Source organism: Arthrobacter globiformis NBRC 12137, assembly GCF_000238915.1.
GTDB classification, from domain to species: domain Bacteria; phylum Actinomycetota; class Actinomycetes; order Actinomycetales; family Micrococcaceae; genus Arthrobacter; species Arthrobacter globiformis.
In genome coordinates, this window is sequence record NZ_BAEG01000023.1 from 1 (window position 1) to 23,727 (window position 23,727).

Annotated in this window: 23 protein-coding genes; 15 read left to right on the forward strand and 8 right to left on the reverse strand. The window is 66.4% G+C overall.

Annotated features, from left to right (window positions below; all coding sequences use genetic code 11):
- Positions 1–198 precede the first annotated feature (198 nt).
- The 13 genes from ARGLB_RS03465 to ARGLB_RS23500 all read left to right on the forward strand — a co-directional run bounded on the left by ARGLB_RS03465 (position 199) and on the right by ARGLB_RS23500 (position 14,171).
- Complete coding sequence (locus ARGLB_RS03465) at positions 199–1,629, forward strand: aldehyde dehydrogenase family protein (RefSeq protein WP_003798978.1); 1,431 nt, start codon at positions 199–201, stop codon at positions 1,627–1,629.
- A 23-nt stretch (positions 1,630–1,652) separates the two neighbouring features.
- Entirely contained in the window at positions 1,653–3,602 is a 1,950-nt protein-coding gene (gene iolD, locus ARGLB_RS03470) for a 3D-(3,5/4)-trihydroxycyclohexane-1,2-dione acylhydrolase (decyclizing) (RefSeq protein ID WP_003798981.1), read from the forward strand.
- Positions 3,599–4,372, forward strand: a complete 774-nt coding sequence (locus ARGLB_RS03475; protein WP_003798984.1) for an HpcH/HpaI aldolase family protein — start codon at positions 3,599–3,601, stop codon at positions 4,370–4,372. The genes iolD and ARGLB_RS03475 overlap by 4 nt, the downstream gene beginning before the upstream one ends.
- A gap of 28 nt (positions 4,373–4,400) precedes the next feature.
- Positions 4,401–5,612: a Gfo/Idh/MocA family protein gene (locus ARGLB_RS03480; protein WP_003798986.1), complete on the forward strand. Its 1,212-nt coding sequence runs from the start codon at positions 4,401–4,403 to the stop codon at positions 5,610–5,612.
- Positions 5,613–5,614: 2 nt separating this feature from the next.
- A complete protein-coding gene (locus ARGLB_RS03485; RefSeq protein ID WP_043417826.1) occupies positions 5,615–6,637 on the forward strand; it encodes a LacI family DNA-binding transcriptional regulator in 1,023 nt (340 codons plus the stop codon).
- A gap of 71 nt (positions 6,638–6,708) precedes the next feature.
- Positions 6,709–7,641 (forward strand): hydroxyacid dehydrogenase, encoded by a 933-nt coding sequence (locus ARGLB_RS03490; protein ID WP_003798990.1) that lies wholly within the window; start codon positions 6,709–6,711, stop codon positions 7,639–7,641.
- Entirely contained in the window at positions 7,638–8,687 is a 1,050-nt protein-coding gene (locus tag ARGLB_RS03495) for a Gfo/Idh/MocA family protein (protein WP_050934263.1), read from the forward strand. The genes ARGLB_RS03490 and ARGLB_RS03495 overlap by 4 nt, the downstream gene beginning before the upstream one ends.
- Positions 8,677–9,690 carry an inositol 2-dehydrogenase gene (gene iolG, locus ARGLB_RS03500; protein WP_003798993.1) on the forward strand — a complete coding sequence of 338 codons (1,014 nt, stop codon included), beginning with the start codon at positions 8,677–8,679 and terminating at the stop codon, positions 9,688–9,690. Before ARGLB_RS03495 ends, iolG begins: the two co-directional genes overlap by 11 nt.
- Before the next feature lie 3 nt (positions 9,691–9,693).
- The gene (locus ARGLB_RS03505; RefSeq protein ID WP_003798994.1) at positions 9,694–10,479 is read left to right on the forward strand and encodes an SDR family oxidoreductase; all 786 of its coding nucleotides are present in this window, start codon (positions 9,694–9,696) and stop codon (positions 10,477–10,479) included.
- On the forward strand, positions 10,476–11,363 hold the full coding sequence (locus ARGLB_RS03510) for a sugar phosphate isomerase/epimerase family protein (RefSeq protein ID WP_003798996.1): 888 nt from the start codon (positions 10,476–10,478) through the stop codon (positions 11,361–11,363). Before ARGLB_RS03505 ends, ARGLB_RS03510 begins: the two co-directional genes overlap by 4 nt.
- A complete protein-coding gene (locus ARGLB_RS03515; RefSeq protein ID WP_003798998.1) occupies positions 11,360–12,388 on the forward strand; it encodes a Gfo/Idh/MocA family protein in 1,029 nt (342 codons plus the stop codon). The genes ARGLB_RS03510 and ARGLB_RS03515 overlap by 4 nt, the downstream gene beginning before the upstream one ends.
- Entirely contained in the window at positions 12,388–13,884 is a 1,497-nt protein-coding gene (locus tag ARGLB_RS03520) for a CoA-acylating methylmalonate-semialdehyde dehydrogenase (protein WP_003799001.1), read from the forward strand. The genes ARGLB_RS03515 and ARGLB_RS03520 overlap by 1 nt, the downstream gene beginning before the upstream one ends.
- 143 nt (positions 13,885–14,027) lie before the next feature.
- On the forward strand, positions 14,028–14,171 hold the full coding sequence (locus ARGLB_RS23500) for a hypothetical protein (RefSeq protein ID WP_175304954.1): 144 nt from the start codon (positions 14,028–14,030) through the stop codon (positions 14,169–14,171).
- A 102-nt stretch (positions 14,172–14,273) separates the two neighbouring features.
- On the opposite strand, the gene ARGLB_RS03525 is transcribed toward ARGLB_RS23500, so the two are convergent.
- Together ARGLB_RS03525 and ARGLB_RS03530 are read right to left on the reverse strand one after the other, a co-directional pair.
- On the reverse strand, positions 14,274–14,978 hold the full coding sequence (locus tag ARGLB_RS03525; RefSeq protein ID WP_003799003.1) for an Rv2133c family protein: 705 nt from the start codon (positions 14,976–14,978) through the stop codon (positions 14,274–14,276).
- A gap of 34 nt (positions 14,979–15,012) precedes the next feature.
- On the reverse strand, positions 15,013–15,669 hold the full coding sequence (locus ARGLB_RS03530) for an Rv2135c family putative phosphatase (RefSeq protein WP_003799005.1): 657 nt from the start codon (positions 15,667–15,669) through the stop codon (positions 15,013–15,015).
- A 57-nt stretch (positions 15,670–15,726) separates the two neighbouring features.
- Here ARGLB_RS03530 and ARGLB_RS03535 point away from each other — a divergent pair, with 57 nt between their 5' ends.
- Positions 15,727–17,115: a sigma 54-interacting transcriptional regulator gene (locus ARGLB_RS03535; protein ID WP_003799007.1), complete on the forward strand. Its 1,389-nt coding sequence runs from the start codon at positions 15,727–15,729 to the stop codon at positions 17,113–17,115.
- Between the two features lie 30 nt (positions 17,116–17,145).
- On the forward strand, positions 17,146–19,152 hold the full coding sequence (locus tag ARGLB_RS03540; protein ID WP_003799009.1) for a vWA domain-containing protein: 2,007 nt from the start codon (positions 17,146–17,148) through the stop codon (positions 19,150–19,152).
- 19 nt (positions 19,153–19,171) lie between these two features.
- On the opposite strand, the gene ARGLB_RS03545 is transcribed toward ARGLB_RS03540, so the two are convergent.
- From ARGLB_RS03545 to ARGLB_RS03570, 6 genes are all read right to left on the reverse strand, one after another.
- Complete coding sequence (locus ARGLB_RS03545) at positions 19,172–19,501, reverse strand: hypothetical protein (RefSeq protein ID WP_003799010.1); 330 nt, start codon at positions 19,499–19,501, stop codon at positions 19,172–19,174.
- A 95-nt stretch (positions 19,502–19,596) separates the two neighbouring features.
- Positions 19,597–20,586 (reverse strand): cyclase family protein, encoded by a 990-nt coding sequence (locus ARGLB_RS03550; RefSeq protein ID WP_003799014.1) that lies wholly within the window; start codon positions 20,584–20,586, stop codon positions 19,597–19,599.
- Complete coding sequence (locus ARGLB_RS03555; protein ID WP_003799015.1) at positions 20,583–20,840, reverse strand: hypothetical protein; 258 nt, start codon at positions 20,838–20,840, stop codon at positions 20,583–20,585. The genes ARGLB_RS03550 and ARGLB_RS03555 overlap by 4 nt, the downstream gene beginning before the upstream one ends.
- Positions 20,841–20,853: 13 nt before the next feature.
- Complete coding sequence (locus ARGLB_RS03560) at positions 20,854–22,188, reverse strand: TRAP transporter large permease subunit (protein WP_003799018.1); 1,335 nt, start codon at positions 22,186–22,188, stop codon at positions 20,854–20,856.
- A gap of 76 nt (positions 22,189–22,264) precedes the next feature.
- Positions 22,265–23,050: an NAD(P)-dependent oxidoreductase gene (locus tag ARGLB_RS03565; protein WP_003799021.1), complete on the reverse strand. Its 786-nt coding sequence runs from the start codon at positions 23,048–23,050 to the stop codon at positions 22,265–22,267.
- A 38-nt stretch (positions 23,051–23,088) separates the two neighbouring features.
- Positions 23,089–23,715: an RraA family protein gene (locus tag ARGLB_RS03570; protein WP_003799022.1), complete on the reverse strand. Its 627-nt coding sequence runs from the start codon at positions 23,713–23,715 to the stop codon at positions 23,089–23,091.
- Between the last annotated feature and the right edge of the window lie 12 nt (positions 23,716–23,727).

The following is a 23,727-nucleotide window of genomic DNA, read 5'->3' on the forward strand; positions in this document are numbered from 1 at the left end:
AGCGACATCGTCAAGGAAGTCCAGGCCGAAGTCGCCGACGTGACCGACTCCACGCCTGACAGTCAAGACGGGCACTCGCGACGCAGGGCCGGCTAAGGGCCCTGCCGGGCCTGTGGGCCCCGCATTCCAACGAAACACAGATACGAACAAAACGTGAGCGGTCCGACCAGGCCGGTCACCACCTGGGATGGAGCAATTATGGAAATGCTAGTAGGCGGAACCTGGCGCGGTGCCGCGGACGGCCGGACCGAAGAGGTCCGTTCACCCTTTGATGGCCGGACCATCGACACGGTGCCCGTCGCCACGGCGGAGGACGCCATGGCCGCCCTCGACCGCGCCGAAATCGGAGCGCACGTGCAAAGGGCCACGCCGGCCCATGCACGCGTGGATATCCTGCTCCGGGCAGCTGCCTTGGCAGATGAACGAGCCGAAGACATCGCCCAGACGATTAGCGCTGAGACCGGCAAGCCGATCACGGAAGCCCGGGGCGAGGCGAGCCGGTCCGGAAACATCATCCGCCTGGCAGCGTATGAAGGAAGCCAGTTGTACGGTTCCACGCTCCCGCTGGACGCGAACGCCGGAACCGGCCTGGACAAGGTCGGCTTCACGCTCCGGCAGCCGGTGGGCATCGTCGTCGCCATCACGCCGTTCAACTACCCCGCCCTGCTGGTGCTGCACAAGATTGCACCCGCGCTGGCGGCCGGCAACGCCGTCGTACTCAAGCCAGCCCGGGCAACGCCCCTTACGGCGCTGAAACTGGCGCAGTGCTTCGTCGATGCCGGTCTGCCGCCGGAGGCGCTGTCCGTGATTACGGGTCCCGGAAGCTCCCTGGGCGACGTCCTGGTGACCGACCCGCGGGTGCGCAAGGTGTCCTTCACCGGCTCCACCAGCACCGGAACGCGCATCAGCTCCATCGCCGGCGTAAAGAAGCTCTCCCTTGAGCTGGGGGCCTCCTGCCCGGTGATCATCCTGCCGGACGCCGACCTCGAATTGGCATCCACCGCCGTTGCGGCAGGAGGGTTCATCAATGCCGGTCAGGTCTGCATCTCCGTGCAGCGGGTCATCGTTGACCGCCGCGTCGAGGCGGACTTCCTGGACGCACTGGTCCCGAAGGTTGAGGCCATCGCGGTGGGCAACCCCAAGGAAGACGACACCCGGCTTGGCTCACTGATCTCCGCGGAGGAAGCTACCCGCGTTCAGACCTCGATCACCGAGGCCCGCTATTCCGGCGCCAGGGTCCTCACCGGCGGTGACCGTGACGGTGCGGTGGTGACACCCGCCGTCGTCGCCGGAGTGGACCCGCGGTCGAACCTGAGCCGGAACGAACTGTTCGGACCCGCCGTCGCCGTCTCATCCGCCCCGGACATGGACGCCGCCATCGCGATGGCCAACGACAACGACTACGGCCTCGGGGCGGGAATCTTCACCAACGACGTGGCCGGAACGGTTCAAGCCATGCGGCAGATCGACGCAGGCAACATCCACATCAACTGGTCCCCGCTGTGGCGTGCCGATCTGATGCCCTACGGCGGCCTGAAAGGCAGCGGCATCGGCAAGGAAGGCGTCCGCTCCGCCGTCCAGGAAATGACCGAAGAGAAGACAGTCGTCCTGCACGGACGCCCCTGGTAACCACGACAACCGGAAATAAGGCAATGACCACACCAACGCAGACCATCAGGCTCACCACCGCCCAAGCAGTCATCAAGTACCTCTCCGTCCAGTATTCGCTGGCCGACGGCGTCCGGCGCCGCCTGGTCCCCGCGGCACTGGGGATCTTTGGGCACGGCAACGTCGCAGGCCTGGGACAGGCGTTCGATGAACTGGCCGACGACATGCCATTCATTCAGGGCCGGCACGAGCAGTACATGGCCCACATCTCCACCGCCTACGCCAAGGCGAGCCGCCGCCAGGCGGTCCTCGCGGTGACGGCATCGATCGGCCCGGGTGCCCTTAACCTCGTCACCGCCGCCGGCCTGGCAACTGTAAACAGGATTCCGCTCCTGCTGCTGCCCGGTGACACCTACGCGACCCGCCACCAGGGGCCGGTGCTGCAACAACTGGAACACCCCACCGAGGCTGACGCCACGGTCAACGACTCCTTCCGGCCGGTCTCGCGGTTTTTCGACCGGATCACGCGCCCGGAGCAGCTCCTGACAGCCCTGCCGCAGGCGATGCGGGTGCTCACCAGCCCAACGGACACCGGCGCGGTGGTCATTTCGCTGCCCCAGGACGTGCAGTCGCACGCCTACGATTTCCCGGCCGAGTTCTTCGAACCCCGCGACTGGAAGATCCGCCGGCCGCTGCCGGACTTGGAAGAGGTCGACGACGTCGCCCGGCTCATTCGCGCCGCTGACCGTCCGGTGATCATCGCCGGCGGCGGCATCCACTACTCTGACGCCCACGCGGCGCTGGAAGCACTGGCCGGCCAGGCTGGCATCCCCGTGGTTGAAACCTTCGGCGGCAAGGGCGCCGTGACCAAGGACGAATGGTGGCAGGTCGGAGGTGTCGGACTCGAAGGGAACTTCGCCTCCAACGCCCTGGTCAAGCAGGCCGACCTGGTTCTCAGCGTAGGCACCCGCCTCACCGACTTCGCCACCGGCTCCCAGTCCGTCTTCGAGAATCCGGACGTCCGTTTCGCATCCTTGAACATCGTGGATGCTGACACCCGTAAGCAGGGCGCCACCGGCATCCTCGCGGACGCCCGGCTAGGGCTGGAAGCATTGGCCCGCGCCCTGGAGGGCCACAGCACCAGCGAAGCGTGGCAGGACACCGTCCACGCCGAGAAGGCCAAGTGGGCCCCCATCCGGGCGCAATGGCTCGACGCCGACACGGCCTTCCGCCCCGAGGACCACCCCGATGCCCCGGTCACCGGTGCGGTCCTGACGCAGCCGCAGCTGATCGGACTCATGCAGGAACACGCCCGCTCCGGTGACACCATCATCGCCGCCGCCGGGGGACCGCCCGGTGACCTGCAGAAAGTCTGGGACGCCACGGGCAACCGCAACTGCCATCTGGAATTCGGGTTCTCCTGCATGGGCTATGAAATCGCCGCCGGCATGGGCGTGCGCCTCGCCGAGGGAAACAACGACAACCGCGTGGTCACCTTTATCGGCGACGGCACGTTCCTGATGGCACCTACGGAAATCGTCACCGCGGCACAGGAGGGCCTGAATGTCACCGTGGTCGTGTCCGAAAACCACGGTTACCAGGTGATCCACCGTTTGCAGATGAACCGCAGCGGCAGGGAATTCGGCAACGAATTCCGGTACCGCACCACCGGCGGAAGCGTCGCCGTCGACGACGCCCCCAAGGCACGCCTGGACGGTGACTACCTCAAAGTCGATCTCCGCCAGATCGCCGAAGGCCTTGGCGCCCTGGCCATCCGTGCCACCACCGCGGCAGAGGTCAGGGAAGCACTGGCCTCCACCCGCGACACCGAAGGGCCCGTCGTCATCGTGGTACCCACGGTTCCCCATGTCGACCTGCCCGGCGGGGACGTCTGGTGGGACGTTGCCCCGGCCGAAGTATCAACCCAGGACTGGGTCAACAAGCTGCGCTCCGAGTACGAAGAGGCACGCGGCCGCCAGCGGTGGTTCGGATGAGCGCCACGCCCCTGAACACCGGCCAGTTGCGCCGCCGGCTGGCGGACGGCGAAACCACCGTCGGAACCTTCGTGGGTATGGCCTCGGCCACCGCCACCGAAGTCTGCGCCGCCGCTGGTGCAGACTGGGTGCTGATCGACCTTGAACACGGGTCCGGAGGCGAGGATGTGGTCCGCGACGGCGTCATCGCCGCGGGAAGCTACGGCGTCCCGGCCATCGTCCGGGTTGAAACCGGGGACCGGATCCGCATCGGCAGGGTTCTGGACAACGGGGCAGCAGGAATCATGGTTCCCCGGCTCAGCAACGTCGAAGAGGCCCGGGAATCGGTCAGGCACCTGCTCTACCCGCCGCACGGGGACCGAGGCGTGGCCACCTACAACCGGTCGTGCCGTTGGGGCATGGACCGCTCCCCGCTCACCTCCGGCGAGCAGGAAACCGTCGGAATCATCCAGATCGAAACCTCCGAGGCCCTGGACAACGTCGAGGACATCGCCGCGCAGGACGGGGTCGACGTCGTTTTCATCGGCCCGCTGGACCTGTCCTTCGCCTTAGGCGTTCCCCTGCAGCTGGACAGCAGTGTTTTCCAGGACGCACTGCAGCGGGTTGTGGCCGCCGCGCAGCTGCACGACAAGGCGGCCGGGATCCTGGCCGTGGACGGCATGGCCGCCGCCAAGTACGTCCGCCAGGGTTTCCGGTTCGTCGCGATCGGCTCCGACTCGACCATCATGTCGGCAGCGTTCCGCGACGCCTTCGAAACCGCCCGAAACTGACCTCAAACCTAGAAAGAAAGGCAAGAACGTGAGCACAGAACCCCGCACCGTCGGCGTCGGCCTCATCAGCGTCGGATGGATGGGAAAGCTCCATTCACGCGCTTACCAGGCAGTACCGTACGTCTACCCGGAACTTGGCATCAAAACGAAGCTGGTCATCGCCGCCGACACCGAGCCCAGCCGGATCCAGTTCGCAAAGGATGTCCTTGGATTCGCCGAGGGCACTGCCGACTACAACGACGTCCTGAACCACCCGGACGTGGACGTTGTTTCCATCTGCGCACCCAACTTCCTGCACGCGGAAATCGGAATCGCTGCCGCCAAAGCCGGCAAGCATTTCTGGATCGAGAAGCCGGTGGGCCGCGGCTATGAAGAAACGGCGGCGGTGCAGGAAGCGGCAGTGGATGCCGGCGTGATCACCTCCATCGGCTACAACTACAGGCACGCACCCGCCGTGGAGCATGCACGTGAGCTGATCGCCGCCGGCCAGTTGGGCCGCATCACCAACGTCCGGGCAGTCTTCTTCTCCGGTTACGCCTCCGAGCCCAACGGTGCACTGTCCTGGCGCTTCGACCGCAAACTCGCCGGCACCGGCGTCCTGGCAGACCTGTTCAGCCACGCCACCGACCTGTGCCAGTATGTAGTTGGACCGATCGCCGAGGTCACCGCTCTGACCAGCACCGTCTATACGCAGCGGCCGAAGCTTGCGATGGGTTCCGCAACGCACTTCGCAGTGATCGAAAACGGTGAAATGGGAGACGTCGAAAATGAGGACTACGCCGCAGCGCTCGTCCGCTTCGGCCCGTCCGCCCGCGGCGCCGGTGCCGTCGGCACCATCGAGTCGTCCCGCGTCGCCGTCGGCCCCGAGTGCGGCTACCAGATCGAAGTGTACGGAACCGAAGGTTCACTCAAATGGGACTTCGAGCGCATGAACGAGCTCAAGGTCTGCCTGGGACGCAGCAACGACGAACAGGGCTACACCACCGTCAACGCCAGCCCCCGTTACGGTGACTACGCGCACTTCCAGCCCGGCCCCGGCAACAGCATGGGCTTCGATGACCTGAAAGTCATCGAAGCGAAGAAGTTCCTGGTCGCCGTCACCGGCGGTGCACAGGAGAATTCCAACATCCACGATGCTGCCTCCGCTGCCGCGATCGTCAGCGCCGCCGAAGCGTCCTCGCTGTCGGGCCAGTGGCAGAAGATCGAGGAAATCAACGGCACCACCGCGGCGCGGGCGTAACCATGGCAACAGCATCTGTCCGGCGGCCAACAATCAGGGATGTGGCCGAACGTGCCGGCGTCTCAAAGTCCCTGGTCTCACTCGTCGTGCGCAACTCTCCGCGCGTCAGTGAGGAACGCCGCCGGCGGGTGCTGGAAGTCATGGAGGAAATCGGGTACGAGCTCAACCTCGCCGCCAGATCATTGTCCAGCCGTCACAGCGGAAACATCGGTGTGCTGGTCAGCGACCTCCACAACCCCTGGGCCTTCGACGTCGTCGATGCCGCACGGCCAGTACTGGAAGAAGCCGGGCACACCGTGCTCTTCAGTGCGGCCACGGCATCGGCGGCCGGGTCAGGTGTTGACCTGTCCATCCTCCAGGCGTTCCGCGACCTGGGCGTCGCCGGTCTCCTCGTGGTCGGAACGGTGCCTGACAAAGCCCCGTTCAGCCGCGTCGTTTCAGGAGGAGCCGTGGTTTTCGCCGGCGGAGGGCCGGACTACATCGATACCGCCGACGTAGTCCGCAGCGACGACGCCCACGGACTTTCGATGGTCGTGGAGCATCTCATCGAACAAGGCCACGAGCGCATCGCACACCTGGGTGGACTCGGCGGCTCCGTCGGCAAGGAACGCGTCAAGGGCTACACGGCAGCCATGGAAGAGCATGGGCTGGGGCGGAACATTCACGTTGTGGACGCGGACTTCTCACAGGAATCCGGGTACGTCGCAGCCCAACGGGCGCTCGGTGCCTCCGGACGCCTGCGCCACCCCACGGCTCTGGCCTGCATCAACGACCTGGCAGCGCTTGGGGCAATGACGGCAGCCGATGAGCGCGGGATTGAAATCGCGATCACCGGTTACGACAACATCGCCCTCGGAGCCATGCCCAGGCTTGGGCTCACCACTGTCGACCCTGACAGTTCCACTATCGGCATCACAGGGGCCAAAACCCTCCTGCAGCGCATCAACGACAACGGCGAGGGCTTCGTGCACCAGCCCGTCGTACCTGAACTGGTCATTCGCAAGTCCAGCCTGCTGGGCCTCTGACCTACACCCACCCAGTCACCCCTGCGGCCCGTAGCCCAGGGGAATGCATACTCACATCTTCAAGGAAGACGATGGCTTCTTTCAGCACACCCCAAATATTCGTGGCTCTCGGCAGTGTCGAAGCCGATCTCGTGGAACCGGTGCTTTCACCGCACCAGCAACTGGTCCAAAATCCCAGCGAAGCCGATCTCGCCCGGGCCGACGCCGCGATCGTCCGGGCTGCCTACCGGGTTGACCGGGAGCTTCTGGACCGCATGCCGGCACTGAAAGTCATCGCCAGAACGGGCGTAGGCACTGACCTTGTCGATGTCAGGGAAGCGAACCGCCGCGGAATTCCGGTCGTCATCACTCCGGGAAGCAATACGGCCTCCGTCGCCGAAGGCGTCTTTTCCCACCTCCTTGCCCTCGTCAAGAAGCTGTCAATCCTGACCTCGCTGGTCAGGGAGGGCCGCTGGGAGCAACGGTCCGACGTAGCTGTGGGCGACCTCGAAGGGTTCACGCTGGGCATTGTCGGGTACGGCCGGATCGGGCGCCGGGTAGCAAGGATCGCCGAGGCCTTTGACCTGAAGGTCCTGGCCCACGATCCTTTCACCGAGGTGCCGGCCGATGTCCGGTGCGGCACTGTCGAGGAACTGCTGGCCCGCAGTGACTTCATCACGCTCCATGTTCCCCTGACACCGGAGAACCGCAACCTGATAAATGCCGAACGCATTGCCCTGATGCCGCCGGGTGCGGTCCTGATCAACTGCAGCCGGGGCGGTCTGGTGGACCTGGACGCGGCCCACGATGCGCTGAGCTCAGGGCATCTGGCCGGGCTCGGACTGGATGCGTATGATCCAGAGCCGCCAACCCACCATCCGGTCTACGACCACGAAAACGTGGTTCTAACGCCACACCTGATGGGCTTCACCCGGCAGGGCATGGCCCACACCGTCCGCGACGCCGCCAAGGGCGCGGTGGACGTACTTGCCGGCCGGACTCCAGCGGCGGTGGCAGCACCATGACGATACGCGTTGGAGTCGTAGGAGCCGGTGTCATGGGTGCCGAGCACGCCCGTATTCTCCATGGCAGCATCTCAGGGGCAACCGTCACAGCAGTGGCGGACCCTGCGAGTGACCGCGCCCATGCCGTTGCCGTCGAAACCGGTGCCTGGCCCTTCAACTCCGCTGAGGAGCTTATTGCATCGCCGTTCGTGGATGCTGTCCTTATCGCCTCGCACGACGGTGCCCACGCAGACCAGGTGGCCGCCTGCCTCGAACTCCGCAAACCTGTTCTGTGCGAGAAGCCACTGGCGCCGACAGTTCAGGAGTGCCAGGCCCTCGTTGAACAGCAGAATGCCATTGGGGGCACGCCGCTGATTTCAGTCGGCTTCATGCGCAGGTTCCACCCGGCATACCGGGAACTGAAGGAACGGCTCGCCGAAGGAGCCGTCGGCCAACCCCTTATGATCCTGAGCTCGCACCGCAACGTGAAGTCCTATCCCGACGGCAATTCGGCGTCCACCATCACCAATTCCGGCATTCACGAAATCGACATCACCGCCTGGCTTCTGGATTCACCCATTGCATCAGTGAGCTGGCACGCCCCAAAAAGCACTGCCCTGGACAAGACCAGGCAGGACCCCCAGCTTCTGCACCTCCGCACAGCTGACGGAGTTCTGACGACCGTCGACGTTTTCCTCAATGCCCAGTACGGCTACGAGGTCCGCTGCGAAGTTCTGGGCGAACAGGGCTCGATCGAGCTCTCCGCGCCCCAGCTGACCACGGCCAACCGTGCACTGGCCGCGACACGGACCTATGCGGCCGACTGGAGGCCGGTCTTTGCCGACGCCTACCGACTCCAGTCCCAGGCCTGGATCGACGCACTGACCTCCCGGACCCGTTCGCCGCTGGCCACGGCCGAAGAAGGGCTTCAAGCCGTCCGCGTCGCCGAGGCGCTTGTGCAATCCATGAACACCGGCGGTGGCACAGTCGCCGTCGACAACAACAAACCATCCGGCCCGGCCTCGCCGGACGGCACATCAGGAAGGAACCTTTCCCATGTCCACTGAACTCCCGCTGAAGATCGCGCTCTTCGGATCGGGCCGCATCGGCCAAGTCCACGCCCGCAACATCCTCGCCAACCCGGACCTGGAACTGGCGGTCATCGCTGACCCCTTCATCGAAGGTGCCCAGGCCCTGGCAGCCGGAACCGGTGCCCGTGCGGTAGCTACCGTTGACGAAGCCTTCGCCATCGGCGATCTGGACGCCATCATCATTGGATCGCCCACCAACACCCACGTGGACCTGATTTCCCGCGCCGCAGCCCACGGTGTCGCCGCCCTGTGCGAAAAGCCCATCGACCTTGACATCGAGCGGGTACGGTCCTGCCGGGACAGCATCCGCGACAGCAAGTCGCCGCTGATGCTTGGGTTCAACCGCCGCTTCGATCCGAACTTCGCCTCGGTCCAGGCGCGCGTCCAGGCAGGGGAAATCGGCCGCCTCGAGCAGCTGACCATCATCAGCCGCGACCCCGTACCGGCACCGGCGTCCTATATCGCCAATTCAGGCGGCATCTTCCGGGACCAGAGCATCCACGATCTCGACATGGCCCGCTTCTTTGTCCCGGAGATCATCGAGGTGTCGGCGACAGGATCGAACCTGTTCTGCGACTACATCGAAGAGGCAGGCGATTTTGACTCTGTCGTTATCAATCTTCGCGGTGCCAGGGGCGAGCAGATCACGATCATCAACTCCCGCCACAGCGCCTTCGGGCACGACCAGCGGCTGGAAGCGTTCGGCAGCGACGGCATGCTCAGCGCCGGCAACCTAACCCCCACAAGCGTCCGCAAATACACCGCGGCAGGCGCCGAAGAGGCCGACCCGTACCTGCACTTCTTCCTGGAACGCTACGCCGAGGCGTACCGCCGTGAGCTGGACAGCTTTGTCCAGTCAATCCGGACAGGAACGTCCTGCAGCCCCGGCTTCGAGGACGGTTTGCAGGCACTGGTCCTTGCCAATGCCGCAGAGGAATCCGCCCGTTCAGGCCGCGTTGTGAAGGTTGGACAGGAGTAACAAATGTACAGCGAACTGCTAAAAGACAAAGTCCTCCTCGTCAGCGGAGGCACGCAGGGACTGGGGGCAGGCATCGCCCGTCGCGCAGCCGCCGAAGGTGCAGCCGCAGTGGCAGTCACCGGCCGCAATGCGGACTCGGGCGAAAGGATCGCCGCCGAGCTCCGGGATTCCGGCACCGAGAGCCGTTTCATCAAAACGGACCTCGGCGACGTGGAACAGGCGCGCGCATCAGTGCTGGAAACAATCGACGCCTTTGGCCGCCTCGACTGCGCTGTCAACGCGGCCGGCCTGACCACGCGCGGCACCATGCTGGACACGACGCCTGACCTTTTCGATGCCCACATCGCAATAAACCTGAAATCGCCATTCTTCATCATGGCGGAGACCATCAAACACCTGCGTGACCGCGGCGTCCCCGGATCCATCGTCAACATCATCTCCATCGCCGAACTTGGAGGCCAGCCGTACCTTGCGCCGTATGTGGCAGCAAAGGCGGGCCTGGCGGGTGTGACCCGCAACGCGGCCCATGCCCACCGCTGGGACAAGATCCGCATCAATGGACTGGACATCGGATGGACCGCCACCGACGGTGAAGCCGAAACCCAGAAGCGCTTTCACGGTGCCGGCGACGACTGGCTCGAGAAGGCCAACCAATCCGTCCCCATGGGCAAGCTCGGCCAGGTGGATGAAATCGCGGAGTTCGTCGTTTTTCTCCTCTCCAGCAGGAGCGGAGTGGTCACTGGATCTGTCATCGACTGGGACCAGTACGTCATTGGAGGATCAGATTGAGCATCATCACCAGCCGCCTTGCCGCAGCCCCGATCTCCTGGGGAGTCTGCGAAGTACCCGGATGGGGCCACCAGCTTGAGGCAGCCCGGGTACTGTCCGAAATGACCGCCCTCGGGATCAGCGCCACAGAATTCGGTCCGGCCGGGTTCCTGCCCGAACAGGCAGCCGAACGTGCCGAAGTCCTGAAGCGCCACGACCTCCAGGCCATCGGCGGATTCTTCCCGATCATCCTGCATGACCCCGCCAAGGACCCCCTGCGGGCCGTCTCCGCGGAACTGGACGCCTACGAAGCAGCAGGGGCCAGCATCATGGTCCTGGCTGCCGAAACAGGTACTGCTGGCTACGACCAGCGCCACGAGTTGGACGCCGAGGGCTGGTACCTGTTCGGACGCAACCTGGACACCATCGTCAAGGCCGCCGCCGACAAGGGCATCCAGGCCGTCGTGCATCCCCACGTAGGCACCATGATCGAAACAACCGCCGATGTGGACCGGGTCCTGAATGACACCGGAGCGAACCTCTGCCTCGACACCGGGCACCTTCTCATCGGTGGCACCGACCCGACCCGGCTGGTCCGCGAATACGCCTCCCGCGTGGGCCACACGCACCTTAAGGACGTCCGCAAGGCAGTTGCCCGGCGGGTCCAGGCCGGAGAGATCTCCTACACGGACGGCGTGAAAACCGGAATGTACGTTCCCCTGGGACAGGGCGATGTTGGAATCGGCGGAATCGTCAAAGACCTGCTCGCCGCCGGATACCCCGGCTGGTTCACCATGGAGCAGGACACCATCCTGGAAACCGGGCCCGCCGACGAAGGACCCGTCCGCGACGTCCGGCAATCCGTAGCCTTCCTCCGTGCACTGGAGCAGGAGCTTGAGGCATGACTGCCGTGCGCTGGGGAGTGCTCACCACAGCCCGGATCGCGCAGGACCGGTTCTTGCCTGCCATGCAGAAGGCACGCAATGCTGTCGCTTCGGCGATCAGCAGCCCGAACGGACGCGCAGCTGAGGTCGCCGCACGGTTTGGCATCCCCGCCGTGTACGAATCGCACGACGAACTCCTGGCCGACCCCAACATCGAGGCCGTGTACCTTCCGTTCCCCAACGGTCTGCACGCCGGCTGGATCATCGCCGCGGCCGAGGCGGGCAAGGACGTCCTCTGCGAGAAGCCCCTGGTCGGAAGCCTGGCGGATTACAGCCGCGCTGTGGAAGCCTGCGAGCAGAACAACGTAACGCTCATGGAAGCCTTCATGTACCGCTTCCACCCCCAGCACCAGAAGGTTCGCGAGTTCATTAACTCAGGACGGATCGGGCAGATCGTGTCGATGCACGCACGGTTCCACTTCGTAATGAACCGCACACCGGGTGAGGTCCGGCTCCAAACAGGCCTCGAAGGTGGCGCCATCAACGACGTTGGATGCTACGCCATCGACATCATGAACATGGTTATGGGCCGGGCCCCCAGCAGCGTCTTCGCGAAAGGGACCAGCCCGACAGACACCGTGGAAACAACCGTGGCCGGCATCCTCGACTACGACGGCGTCATCGGAACCTTTGACTGCGGCTTCGAGGGACCCCGCACCCACACGCTGCAGATTATCGGAACCGAGGGCCACATCACGCTGGACAGGGCCTTCGACCCAGACCCGGGAGATGCCGCGCGCGTCACTGTTTCACTCCGCGACGGCCGCTCAGAGATCTTCGACATCGTTGAAGACCAGTTCAAGGTCGAAATCGAAAGGTTCAGCACCTGGGTGCGGAACCCCGGCCATGACGTCGTCCACCGCGAACTCACTGAACAGAACCTTGCGGTCAGGCTGGCTGCGCACGAATCCCGCGCCTCCGGGCTGCCTGCCGCCATCCGGGCAGTACAGCCCTTTGAACACCACCGTTTACTACAGGAGCAGTAATGACCATCACCATCAATCACTTCATCCGCGGCGCCGAAGCCGCCGGCAATGGAACCGACACCAAGGCCGTTTACAACCCCGCCACCGGTGCCGTGACGGCGCAGCTGCGGCTGGCGAACCGGGACGACCTCGATGCGACCGTGGCCATTGCCAAGAAGGCCGCCGAGTCCTGGGGAGATGTTTCCCTGGCCAAGCGCACCGCCATTCTGTTCAAGTTCCGCGAACTGGTCGCCTCCCATGTGGACGAACTGGCCGAGCTGATCACCTCCGAACACGGCAAGGTACTCTCCGACGCGAAGGGCGAGCTCGGCCGCGGCCTGGAGGTCATCGAATTCGCCTGCGGCATTCCCACGCTGCTCAAGGGCGACTACTCGGACCAGGCCTCCACCGGCATCGACGTCTTCTCCTTCCGTGAGCCGATCGGCGTCGTCGCCGGCATCACCCCGTTCAACTTCCCGGTCATGGTGCCGCTGTGGATGGCCCCGATGGCGATCGCCACGGGCAACGCCTTCATCCTCAAGCCCTCCCACCGGGTGCCGTCCGCGGCGATGCTGCTGGCGAAGCTCTGGAAGGAAGCCGGCCTGCCCGACGGCGTGTTCCAGGTCCTGCACGGCGACCGCGAGGTGGTCTCGGGCCTGCTGACGCACCCGGATGTGGACGGCATCTCCTTCGTCGGTTCCACACCCGTGGCAAAGCACATCCTTGAAGTGGCCACCGCCCACGGCAAGCGCGTCCAGGCGCTCGGCGGGGCGAAGAACCACGCCATCGTCCTGCCGGACGCCGACCTGGACAACGCCGCGGACCACCTCGCCGCCGCCGCGTTCGGTTCGGCAGGGCAGCGCTGCATGGCCATCTCCGTGGCCGTCGCCGTCGGCGACGCCGCGGACCTGCTGGTCAAGAAGGTCGAGGAACGCGCCCTCGACGTCAGGGTCAAGAACGGCACCGAACCGGATGCGGACATGGGCCCGGTCATCAGCCCCGAATCCCGGGAATTCATCGTCAAGACCATCACGGAGGCAGAACGGGCCGGTGCCGCCATGGTCGTGGACGGCCGCGACCTCGTCGTTCCCGGCCACGAGGAAGGTTTCTGGGTTGGCCCCACCGTGATCGACCATGTCAAGACCGAGATGACCGCCTACCAGGAGGAGATCTTCGGACCCGTCCTCGTCGTCGTCCGCGTCGACACCCTCGAGGACGGCATCAAGCTGATCAACGCCAACCCCTACGGCAACGGCACCGCCATCTTCACCTCCTCCGGCGCCGCAGCCCGCAAGTTCCAGCGCTCGGTGGATGTCGGGATGATCGGCATCAACGTGCCGCTGCCGGTCCCGGTGGCCTACTACTCCTTCGGCGGCTGGAAGGCCTCGCTCTTCGGCGACAAGCACATCTACGGCCCCGAAGGTGTCTCCTTCTACACGCGCGGCAAGGTCATCACCTCACGCTGGCCTGAAGCGCACCACACCTCCGGAGCGTCCTACAACTTCCCCTCCACGTAAGGTTCCCGCCGGGGGATCGCGAGCAAACCGCGGTTCCCCGGCGCGTTCCGTAGGGTCGGCTGTGCCCGCCCGATAGACCGTACCTCCGGGCTATCCGGCAGTGCCCAGGAGAGAACCGTGGAGCCTGCCCCGACTCCCTCGATGTGCTGCCGGACGGTCTTCTCGATTCGGGCGCTCTCTCCGACGCGGCACACAGCATCTCAGGCGAAGCCATCAACATTACCGGCGGCATGACCTTCGTTGACTTCGACTTCAACACCGCCGCAGCCCAACTGGCCGCAGGCTAAGGCACAGGCACAGGCGCATACACCCCCACCACAGAACGCGCGAACGGACACTTGTGGCCCCAATGCCCGGGGCCCAAGTGTTCGTTCGCGCTTGAGGCCCGGCTACACCAGCGGCCACGGGTAGCGCATGCCGGTGCGGTCCACCGGCAGCACCGGTTCGTGCAGCAGGCGCCGCACCCGCCGCTGCAGGGCGGCGACCTCCGAACCGTCGAGGAGCTCGGTCACACCGGCGGGCACGGCCTCGGCGAGCGGGGCGATGTCGTCGAGCAGGGCTTGGGGGATGGGGTCACCCGCGAAGTCCCAGATCACGGTGCGCAGTTTGAAGATGGCCGAGAAGCACAGCCCATGGTCGATGCCCCACACCCGCCCGTCGTCGCCGCGCAACACGTGCCCGCTTTTGCGGTCCGTGTTGTTGGCGACGTAATCGAACAGGGCGATCCGCGCCAGGTCGCGGTGCGTTTCCGGGACGTCGGCGTACAGGGTGAAGTAGTGCTCGCTGAAATCGCAGTCGATGAACCACTGCAGCGAACCGATCCCCAAGGGTGCTTCCTCGCGGATCACCGTCGGCGGCACGATTCCCCAGCCGAGGGACTCGCTGAGCAGGTACGCTGCGCGTTCCCGCCGGTACAGCCCGGGCTCGAAATCGGACAGCGGCCGTTCGCCGGCCTCTGGCTTGTACACCGCATAGGAGGAATCGTCCCCGGCGGAGACCTCCACCAGGAACGTCTCGTTGCTGCTGCGCGGGATGCGTCCGAGCAGCTCGACTTCGCCATCGGCGAGGAGGCTCAGCTCCCGTCCGGACACCATGTCAACCTCTGCCCCATGTCACGGCACCTGACCTTCACGCCCGCAGCCCGCTCAGCGGTTCCGACGTCGAATTCACCGTGAGCACGGCCGGCGCCTGCCCGTCTGAATAGGAGATGGCCGAGACCGACCCCGGGCTGATGACAATTCTCTGGAAGAGGTCCAGGGGCGTGCCCAAGGCATGCGCGACTGCCGCCTTGATGGGATCGGCATGGGAGAAACAGACGACGACGCCCCCGGCGTGCGCTGTCCCCAGCACCTCGAGCGCCCTGACGATCCGCGCCTGCATCTGCGTGAAGCTCTCGCCGTTGGGGAAACGAAAGGCCGACGGGTTGTGCTGCACGGTCTGCCATTCCGGCAGGCCCGCCAGGTCGGTGAGGGCGGCGCCGGTCCACTCGCCGAAGTCGCATTCGATCAGGCCGGCCTCCTCGCGCACCTCAAGTCCTGCGCTCTTTGCCGTGGGCTCGGCCGTCTCGCAGGTTCGCTCCAGCGGGGAGGAGTAGACGGCGTCGACCGCCAGGCCGGCCAGCCGTTCCGCGACCCGTTCTGCCTGGGCCCGTCCCCGCTCGGACAGGTGCAGTCCAGGGGCCCGCCCCGGCAGCACCCTGCCCGTGGTGGGGGTCTCCCCGTGGCGCACCAGAAGGAGGAGCGTGCCCTGGGGTCCCGCCGGCGGCGTTGCTGCAGTCATCAGCATTAAGGGTATCGGGCAAATTGCTCGATTCCCCGTACCGCCGAGGACTACGGTAGAGGGGTGAGTGATCGTCCCGATATCTTCACCGTTGGCGAACTTCGTGCAGCCGGCCATGTCCACAAGGACCTGCGCCACGAAATCCGCGACAACCTGATCGCCGCGCTCGCCGCCGGGCGCGATCCGTGGCCCGGGTTGTTCGGGTTCAGCCGGACTGTCCTGCCGCAGCTCGAGCGTGCCCTGATCGCCGGCCACGACGTCGTCCTGCTGGGCGAACGCGGGCAGGGCAAGACCCGGCTGCTCCGCACCCTGGCCGGGCTGCTGGACGAGTGGTCGCCGGTGATCGAGGAGTCGGAACTCAACGAGCACCCGTACGAACCGATCACCGAGCAGTCCCGCTCCCGTGCCCTCACCGAGGGGGACCGGATGCGGGTGGCATGGCGCCACCGCTCGGAACGGTACGTCGAAAAGCTTGCGACGCCGGACACCTCTGTCGCCGACCTCATCGGCGACGTCGACCCGATGCGCGTGGCCGAGGGCCGCCGTCTTGGGGACCCCGAGACGATCCACTACGGCCTCGTCCCGCGCTCCAACCGCGGGATCATCGCCATCAACGAGCTGCCCGACCTCGCCGAGCGGATCCAGGTGTCGATGCTCAATGTCATGGAGGAGCGCGACATCCAGATCCGTGGCTACGTGCTGCGGCTGCCGCTTGACGTGCTCGTCGTCGCGTCCGCCAACCCCGAGGACTACACCAACCGAGGCCGGATCATCACGCCCTTAAAGGACCGCTTCGGCGCCGAAATCCGCACCCACTACCCGATCGAGCTGGATGACGAGGTTTCCGTCATCCGGCAGGAGGGGAAGCTGGTGGCCGACGTCCCGCCCGTCATCCTCGAGATCCTGGCCCGCTACACCCGGGCCCTGCGGCAGTCGCCGGCCATCAACCAGACCTCAGGGGTTTCGGCACGGTTCGCCATCGCGGGCGCCGAAACCGTCGCCGCGGCTGCCCTGCGCCGGGCCAGCGTACGCGGGGAGGACCAGGCCGTGGCGCGCATCATCGACCTGGAGACCGCGGTGGAGGTCCTCACCGGGAAGATCGAGTTTGAGTCGGGTGAGGAAGGTCGCGAACAGGGCATCCTGGACCACCTGCTGCGCACGGCCACGGCAGAGGCCGTCCGCGCGCACTTCCAGGGCCTCGACATGGGCCCGCTCGTGGCCGCCCTCGACGGCCACACCACCGTGACCACCGGGGACCAGGTCACGGCGCGGGAGTTCCTCGAGAACCTTCCGTCCCTCAACGGATCAAGCCTTTACGACAAAATCGGTGAGCGCCTGGGCGCGCAAAACGACGGCCAGCGAGCCGCCGCCGTCGAACTTGCGCTGGAGGGCCTCTACCTCGCCCGGCGGATCTCCAAAGAGTCCGACGACGAGGAAACGGTGTACGGCTAAGGACAGTTTCTGCTCGGTACAGGAGGCATGATGACCCTGCACAACCGGTCCAGGTACGGCCGGTACGCCGGTGGTCCGGATCCGCTCGCCCCGCCGGTCGACCTGGCAGAAGCGCTCGACGCGATCGCTGAGGACGTCATGGCCGGCTACTCACCCCGGCATGCCCTGCAGGAGTTTCTGCGGCGCGGCGGCCGGGACCGCGAAGGGCTCGACAACCTGGCCCGGCGCGTCCAGCAGCGCCGGAGTGAACTGCTGAGCCGGCACCGGCTGGATGGCACGCTCAACGAGGTGAAGAAGCTGCTCGACACTGCCGTGCTGGAGGAACGCAAGCAGCTCGCCCGCGACGCCATGATGGACAACACCGAGCGCGCCTTCCGCGAGATGCAGCTGCAGAACCTGCCCCCGTCCACGGCGGCAGCGGTCAACGAACTGGCCTCCTATGACTGGCAGTCGAGCAGTGCCCGCGAAGCCTACGACAGGATCAAAGACCTGCTGGGCCGCGAGGTCCTTGACCAGCGGTTCGCCGGCATGAAGCAGGCCCTCGAAAACGCAACCGACGAAGACCGCGAAGCCGTGAGCGAGATGCTGCGCGACCTCAACGAACTGCTCGGCAAGCACCGCCGCGGCGAGGACACCGACGAGGATTTCCGGCAGTTCATGGCCAAGCACGGTGACTACTTCCCGGAGAATCCACAGTCCGTCGAGGAACTGGTGGACGCCCTCGCCAAGCGCGCGGCCGCAGCCCAGCGGCTGCTGCAATCGATGTCTCCCGAGCAGCGCGAAGAGCTGATGCGGCTGTCCGCCCAGGCGTTCGGCTCGGCCGAACTCATGGCCCAGCTCAATCAGCTCGACGACAGCCTGCGCGCGCTGCGCCCCGGTGAGGACTGGAACGGCTCCGAGCGCTTCGGCGGCCAGGAAGGACTTGGACTGGGCGACGGCACCGGCGTGCTGCAGGACATCGCCGAGCTCGACGAGCTGTCCGAACAGCTCTCCCAGCACTACAACGGGTCCTCCTTCGATGACCTGGACCTGGATGCCCTGGCCCGCCAGCTCGGGCAGAACGCCGCGGTGACTGCCCGCACCCTCGCGGAGATCGAGCGGGCGATGCAGGACGGCGGCTACCTGCGGCGCGGGGCCGACGGTGACCTCAGGCTGTCACCCCAGGCCATGCGGCGGCTCGGGAAATCGCTGCTGCGGGACACTGCCAAGCAACTGTCCGGCCGGCAGGGCGGGCGGGATACGCGCGTCGCCGGAGCCGCAGGTGAGCAGACCGGCTCGAGCCGGCAGTGGGAATTCGGCGACGCCGAGCCATGGGACGTGACGCGCACCATGACCAACGCGATCCGGCGCACCATGGCCGACGGCGGTGATCCGGGCCGGGGACTGCACCTCGCCATCGGCGACATCGAGGTGACGGAGACGGAAGCCCGGACCCAGGCCGCCGTCGTCCTGCTCGCTGACGTGTCCTTTTCCATGTCGGCCGAAGGACGGTGGGTGCCCATGAAACGCACGGCGCTCGCCCTGCACCATCTTGTCTCGACCCGGTTCCGCGGGGACCGGCTGCAGCTGGTCACGTTCGGCCGTTACGCGCAGTCCATGGACATCGGCGAGCTCACGGCCCTGCCGCCCCTGCGGGAACAGGGAACCAACCTGCACCACGGCCTGCTGCTGGCCGGCCGCTTCTTTCGTCAGCACCCCTCGATGCAGCCCGTCCTGCTCGTGGTGACCGACGGCGAGCCCACCGCCCATCTGCTGGCCGACGGCGAGTCATGGTTCTGCTGGCCGCCGGACCCGGAAACCATCCGCGTCACGGTCGCGGAGCTGGACCGGCTGGCGCGGTCCGGCACGCAGGCCACGTTCTTCCGGCTCGGCGACGACCCGGGACTTGAACGGTTCGTCCAGCGACTGGCCCGCCGGATCGACGGCCGGGTGGTGGCGCCCGAAACCGGGGACCTTGGGGCCGCCGTTGTGGGGGCATACCTCCGCACGCACTTCCGGGACGGCCTGTACGACGACGACTGGACCGCCGGGATTTAACCCTAGGGCTGGCGGAACGTCAGGCGGCTGCCAGCATAGGTGCGGCGACCGGGAGAGCTACCAGCGTCGGTGCCAGGATGCTGAACCGGTAGTCGCGCTGGAGCGGATCGACCTGCAGCGGAAGGTGGTGGGAGCGGGCGCAGCCGCGGAGTTCCTCCAGGGCCTGGGGCTCCACCTCGGCAAGGGTCATATCCAGTTCCAGGGCCAGCCCCGGGACCAGCGAGTCGGCGCGCTTCATGACGTCGTACAGGCCCTGAATGCTCTGGAGAGTCACATGACCCTGCGTCTTGACCCGGGCCTTGGCGCCGTCGAGGTCAACGCTGACCAGCACCCGCAGCTTCTCATTCACTAAGTTGTCTCCCCAATTTAGAAAGGGCCACCACGCTGTGGCCCCGGACAACCATAGACGAATGTGACGTGGCTAACAAGTCGGGGGTGGAGTTGCTACGTCACTGCCGTCGCGTTGGCCGGGGAACCGGTGGCTCCCGTGATGTTCAGCGGTTTGACGGTGACGAGCGCGTCCCAGCTGCCGGCGGCTTTCATGTGCCGGCTGAGCGGTCCGAGCTGCCAGAGTTCGCCGAGCGGAAGGCCGAGTTTGGCGAGGAACTGCTGGTGCATCATGCCGTGGTCGTTGGGTGCCGTATCCCGGAACGGGCTCGCCGGGACAGGCGGCAGGCATTCGACGGCGAAGTTGTCCGCGGCAATGACGGCGACCCGGTTGTCCCAGGCCCAGGCGACGAACTCGGCCGATTGTTCGATGCCGCTGGCCCGGCGGCTGTCGCGCTGGCTCTCCTTTTCCCCGGCGGACAGCGCGAGGAACCACTCACACCACCCCGTGTGGATCATGAGGATGTCCCCGGGCCGCAGAGCCAGGGACTGGGCCTCGGCTGCGGCCCGGATCAGTTTCAGGCCAAGAGGCTGCCCGGCTGCATGGTCGATGGGCGTGCCCTGGTCCCGGCAATATCCGTCGACGTCCACCAGTACGCCCCGGCCGACGATGGGCTGCTCCGCCCACACCTGGATGCCGAGGGCCGCTGTTCCTTCCCGGATGTCGCCGTCGGGCGTGCCGTTGTAGAAGCCGACGTCGTCCGCCCTGCGGTGCCGGAGGCCGTCGATCTGGCTGGAGCCCTGCAGGTAGTACCCGTCAAGGTAGTCGTCGCGGTGGGCGGGGTGCGCCGAGTAGATCGTGTGCCGGGGAGCCCGCCGTTTCAGGGACATCCCGGGGTCGAAGGCGTCGGCGGGGTAGTCGAGGCCGAAGACGGCGCCGGTCCTGACGCAGCTGGCGGCATCCCGGACGGAACCGGGCTGGATGAAGGACGGAGTGCCGCGCCCGGCATCGGGAAACAGGCCCCAGGAGGTGCCCGCAAGCTGCCCTGCCCGTTCCAGGAGTGCCTCGTAGGAGGGGTAGGTCGTGCCTGATTCCGTGGACGTCATGGTGTGCGGGCTTCCTGCTGCGGGTTGTTCTGGTTCGCGGGGGTCTTGTAGCTGAGCAGAAATCCGGCGATGGCACAGACAGACGCGGCGATGCACGCCGGGCCCTTGACGGCCGCGTTGAGGACCGCCAGCCAGCCGCCCTGCCCGGTGGCCAGGGCGAGGGCCTGCCCGGCCACGAAAACTATTCCGGCGATGAGGAGCACCGCGAGGCTGATCACGAAGATGACGTTGATGGTGTGTCGCAACTTCTGCATTTCCACGTTTTCCTTAGATCGGCAGGACGCCGACGGCGATCAGCACGCCGATGGCCAGCAGCGGCAGGGCGTAGAGGACGAACAGGCGGGCAAACGTTTTGTACGGGTCCACGTCGGCGATGCCGCACGCCACGTAAAGCGGAGCGCCGCCGGGCGGCACTGCCGCCTCGCAGGAGGAAAAGACCAGCACCGCGACTGCCGCGGTGGTTGCCGGAACGCCGGCGGCCACCAGCGTGGCCACACCCACGGTTCCGACGGCGGCCATGGTCGCCGTCGCGGACAGGGGCGCGGCGACGGCGATGACGATCAGTCCGATCAGGATGGCCAGCAGCCACAGCGGCAGGTGGAGGTCGTTCAGCAGTGCTGTCATCTGCTTGGGCAGGCCGGTGGCGGCCAGCGCGTTGGCCCCGGCGAATGCGAACACCACGGTGACGCCGACGACGCCGAAGCGCGGGGCGGACTGCTGCAGAAAGTCCCAGTAGGCCTTCGGGCTGCGCGGCAGCCGCTTCCGGCCAAGGATGGTGCCCGTGATGATCAGGACCACAGGAATCCAGGCGATGACGCTGACGGACTTGGCCACGTCCGAGCCCGTCCAGTCGGAGAGGGCGTTGGCGATTGCCCCGGAGGTGATGATCAGCGGGATAGCCACCACCACGAACAGGAGCGTGGTGCCCCAGCCCTGGGCGAAGGCCCGGCGGAAAGGCGTCCGGTGCGCCCGATCGAGGGGTGCCATGTCGCTCTTGCGGATCAGCACGTAGGTAACGATCAGGCGGTGCAGGAAGCACCAGAGTCCGCCAATCAGCAGGGGTAGGACGAGGTCGTTGACCTGCAGCAGCGGGCCGACCGTGGCGGATCCCACGAGCACGAACATCGAGGCGCTGAACGGGAAGGTGATGCCCATGCCTGCGTTGCCTGCCACCAGCGTTGCGGCGGAGGGCTTGTCGAGGCGGGACTTTTCCATCCACGGGATGGTCACCGATCCCACGGTCGCGGCGATCGCGGCCTGGTTGTGGACCACGCCGCCCAGGCCGGCCGACGCGACCGTGGAGACCCAGGCCGGGCCGCCTTTGACCCCGCCGATCAGGGAGTTCAGCAGGTCGATGAGCCGGTCCAGCACGCCGGTCCGCTCCAGCAGGTAACCCATGAAGACGAACGCCATGGTGGCATAGACGATCTCATCGGTGATGGCGTCATAGAACGCATCCCAGCCGGTCTGGGCGGCGGAGCCCGTGAACGGAAGGACAACGAGAAATCCGAGGAGCATGGCCTCGCCGACGCTGCGTTTGATGACAGTTGTCCAGAGCAGGATGACGGCCAGATAGGCTCCCAGTGCCCAGATGCCGATCATCGGGCCGCTCCTTCGGGTTCGCTTGCTTCCGGGTTCAACGTTGACTCCCTGTTCATTGATTCTGCCTCATGCGCGCTCAGCGCAGGGCGGCCTCCGGTGCCGGTGTTGCGGCAATCCGCGTCAGCGCTGCCGCGGAGGCTTCCGTCATTTCTGCGGGTACGCCGAGTTCGGCGAGGTAGCTGGCCGTATCCTGCATTTCGCGGGACCGGCGCACCGCGTGCTTGGACGTTCCGGTGAGGAACCTGTCGATGACGGACTGTCCGTCGCCGGCGAGCTGGCGGGCGATCTGCTCCCGGATCCATCCTTCCAGCCCGGCGGCCCGGCCGGCGGTGACGGCTTCGACCACCACCGACGCGAGGCCTTTCATCAGGACGCTGCGCAGCAGCTTGTGGGACATGGCCGCCCCCGGCCCGCCGTCGGCGGTTTCGACGTCGACGCCCAAGGGCGCCAGCAGCCGCACCACGGCATCGGATCCGGGACCGCTGACCATCAGCGGGGTTTTGGCGCCGAGGGCGGCGACCGGCCCAAGGATTGCGACGTCGGCGAAGCTTGCCTTGGTGGGCAGCTGGCCGAGCTCCTGCATCACGGCGGGGGAGGATGAGGTGAAGTCCGCGTAGGTGCTGCCCGCAGTGAGCACCGGCAGGCAGTCCTTGGCGACGCTGCGGGCAGCGGCAGCGCCGGTGAGCACCAGGACGATGTCCGCGCCCCGGCAGGCTTCAGCGGCGGTGGCTGCCCGCGTTGTTCCGGCCGGGGTGTTCGGGGCTACGGGGTCAAAGCCGGTGACCTGGTGGCCGGCTGCTGCCAGCGCGGAGGCGTAGGCTGCACCCGCTTCGCCCAGGCCGATGATGGTGCACTTGGTCATGAAACTGTTCCTTACTTACTGGCCGCGGGCGGCGATACTTACTGGCCGCGGGCGGCGATGATTGACGCCCGTCGGTTGGTTTCGTCGGCGAATACCGCTTCGGCGGCTTCCGCCACGGCTGTGGCCTGCTCGCTGGGGATGACCACGATGCCGTCGGAGTCACCGATGATGATGTCGCCGGGCAGGACGGGGACGCCGCCGAAGGCGATGGGACCGCCGAGCCGGTGCGGCCCGTTCTTGTACGGGCCAGCCGGGGTGACGGCCCGGGCGAAGACCGGCATGCCGATCTCGCCGAGGGCCTCGGCATCGCGTGCCGCACCGTCAAGGGCGAAGCCGGCGATGCCGAGGTTGATGGCGCGCTCGCCAATCAGCTCACCGAGGAGGGCGCGGGACTCGTCGCCGCCACCCGCCACAACGATGACGTCCCCCGGCTGCGCCAGCTTCAGTGCTTCGTGGATGCCCTGGTTGTCCCCGGGGCGGGTCCAAACGGTGAAGGCAGGCCCGGCGATTTTCGCGCCCGGCCAGACCGCCTGAATCGCGGAATCTGCCACACCGAGCCGGTCCACCGCGTCGCCGATGTTGGCGGCGGGCAGCTTGGCCAGACGGTTGATAAGTTCCTGGTCCGGTCGGGTGAAGGAGGTGTCCTGAAGGGCGTGGGTGGTCATGGCGTGTCTTCC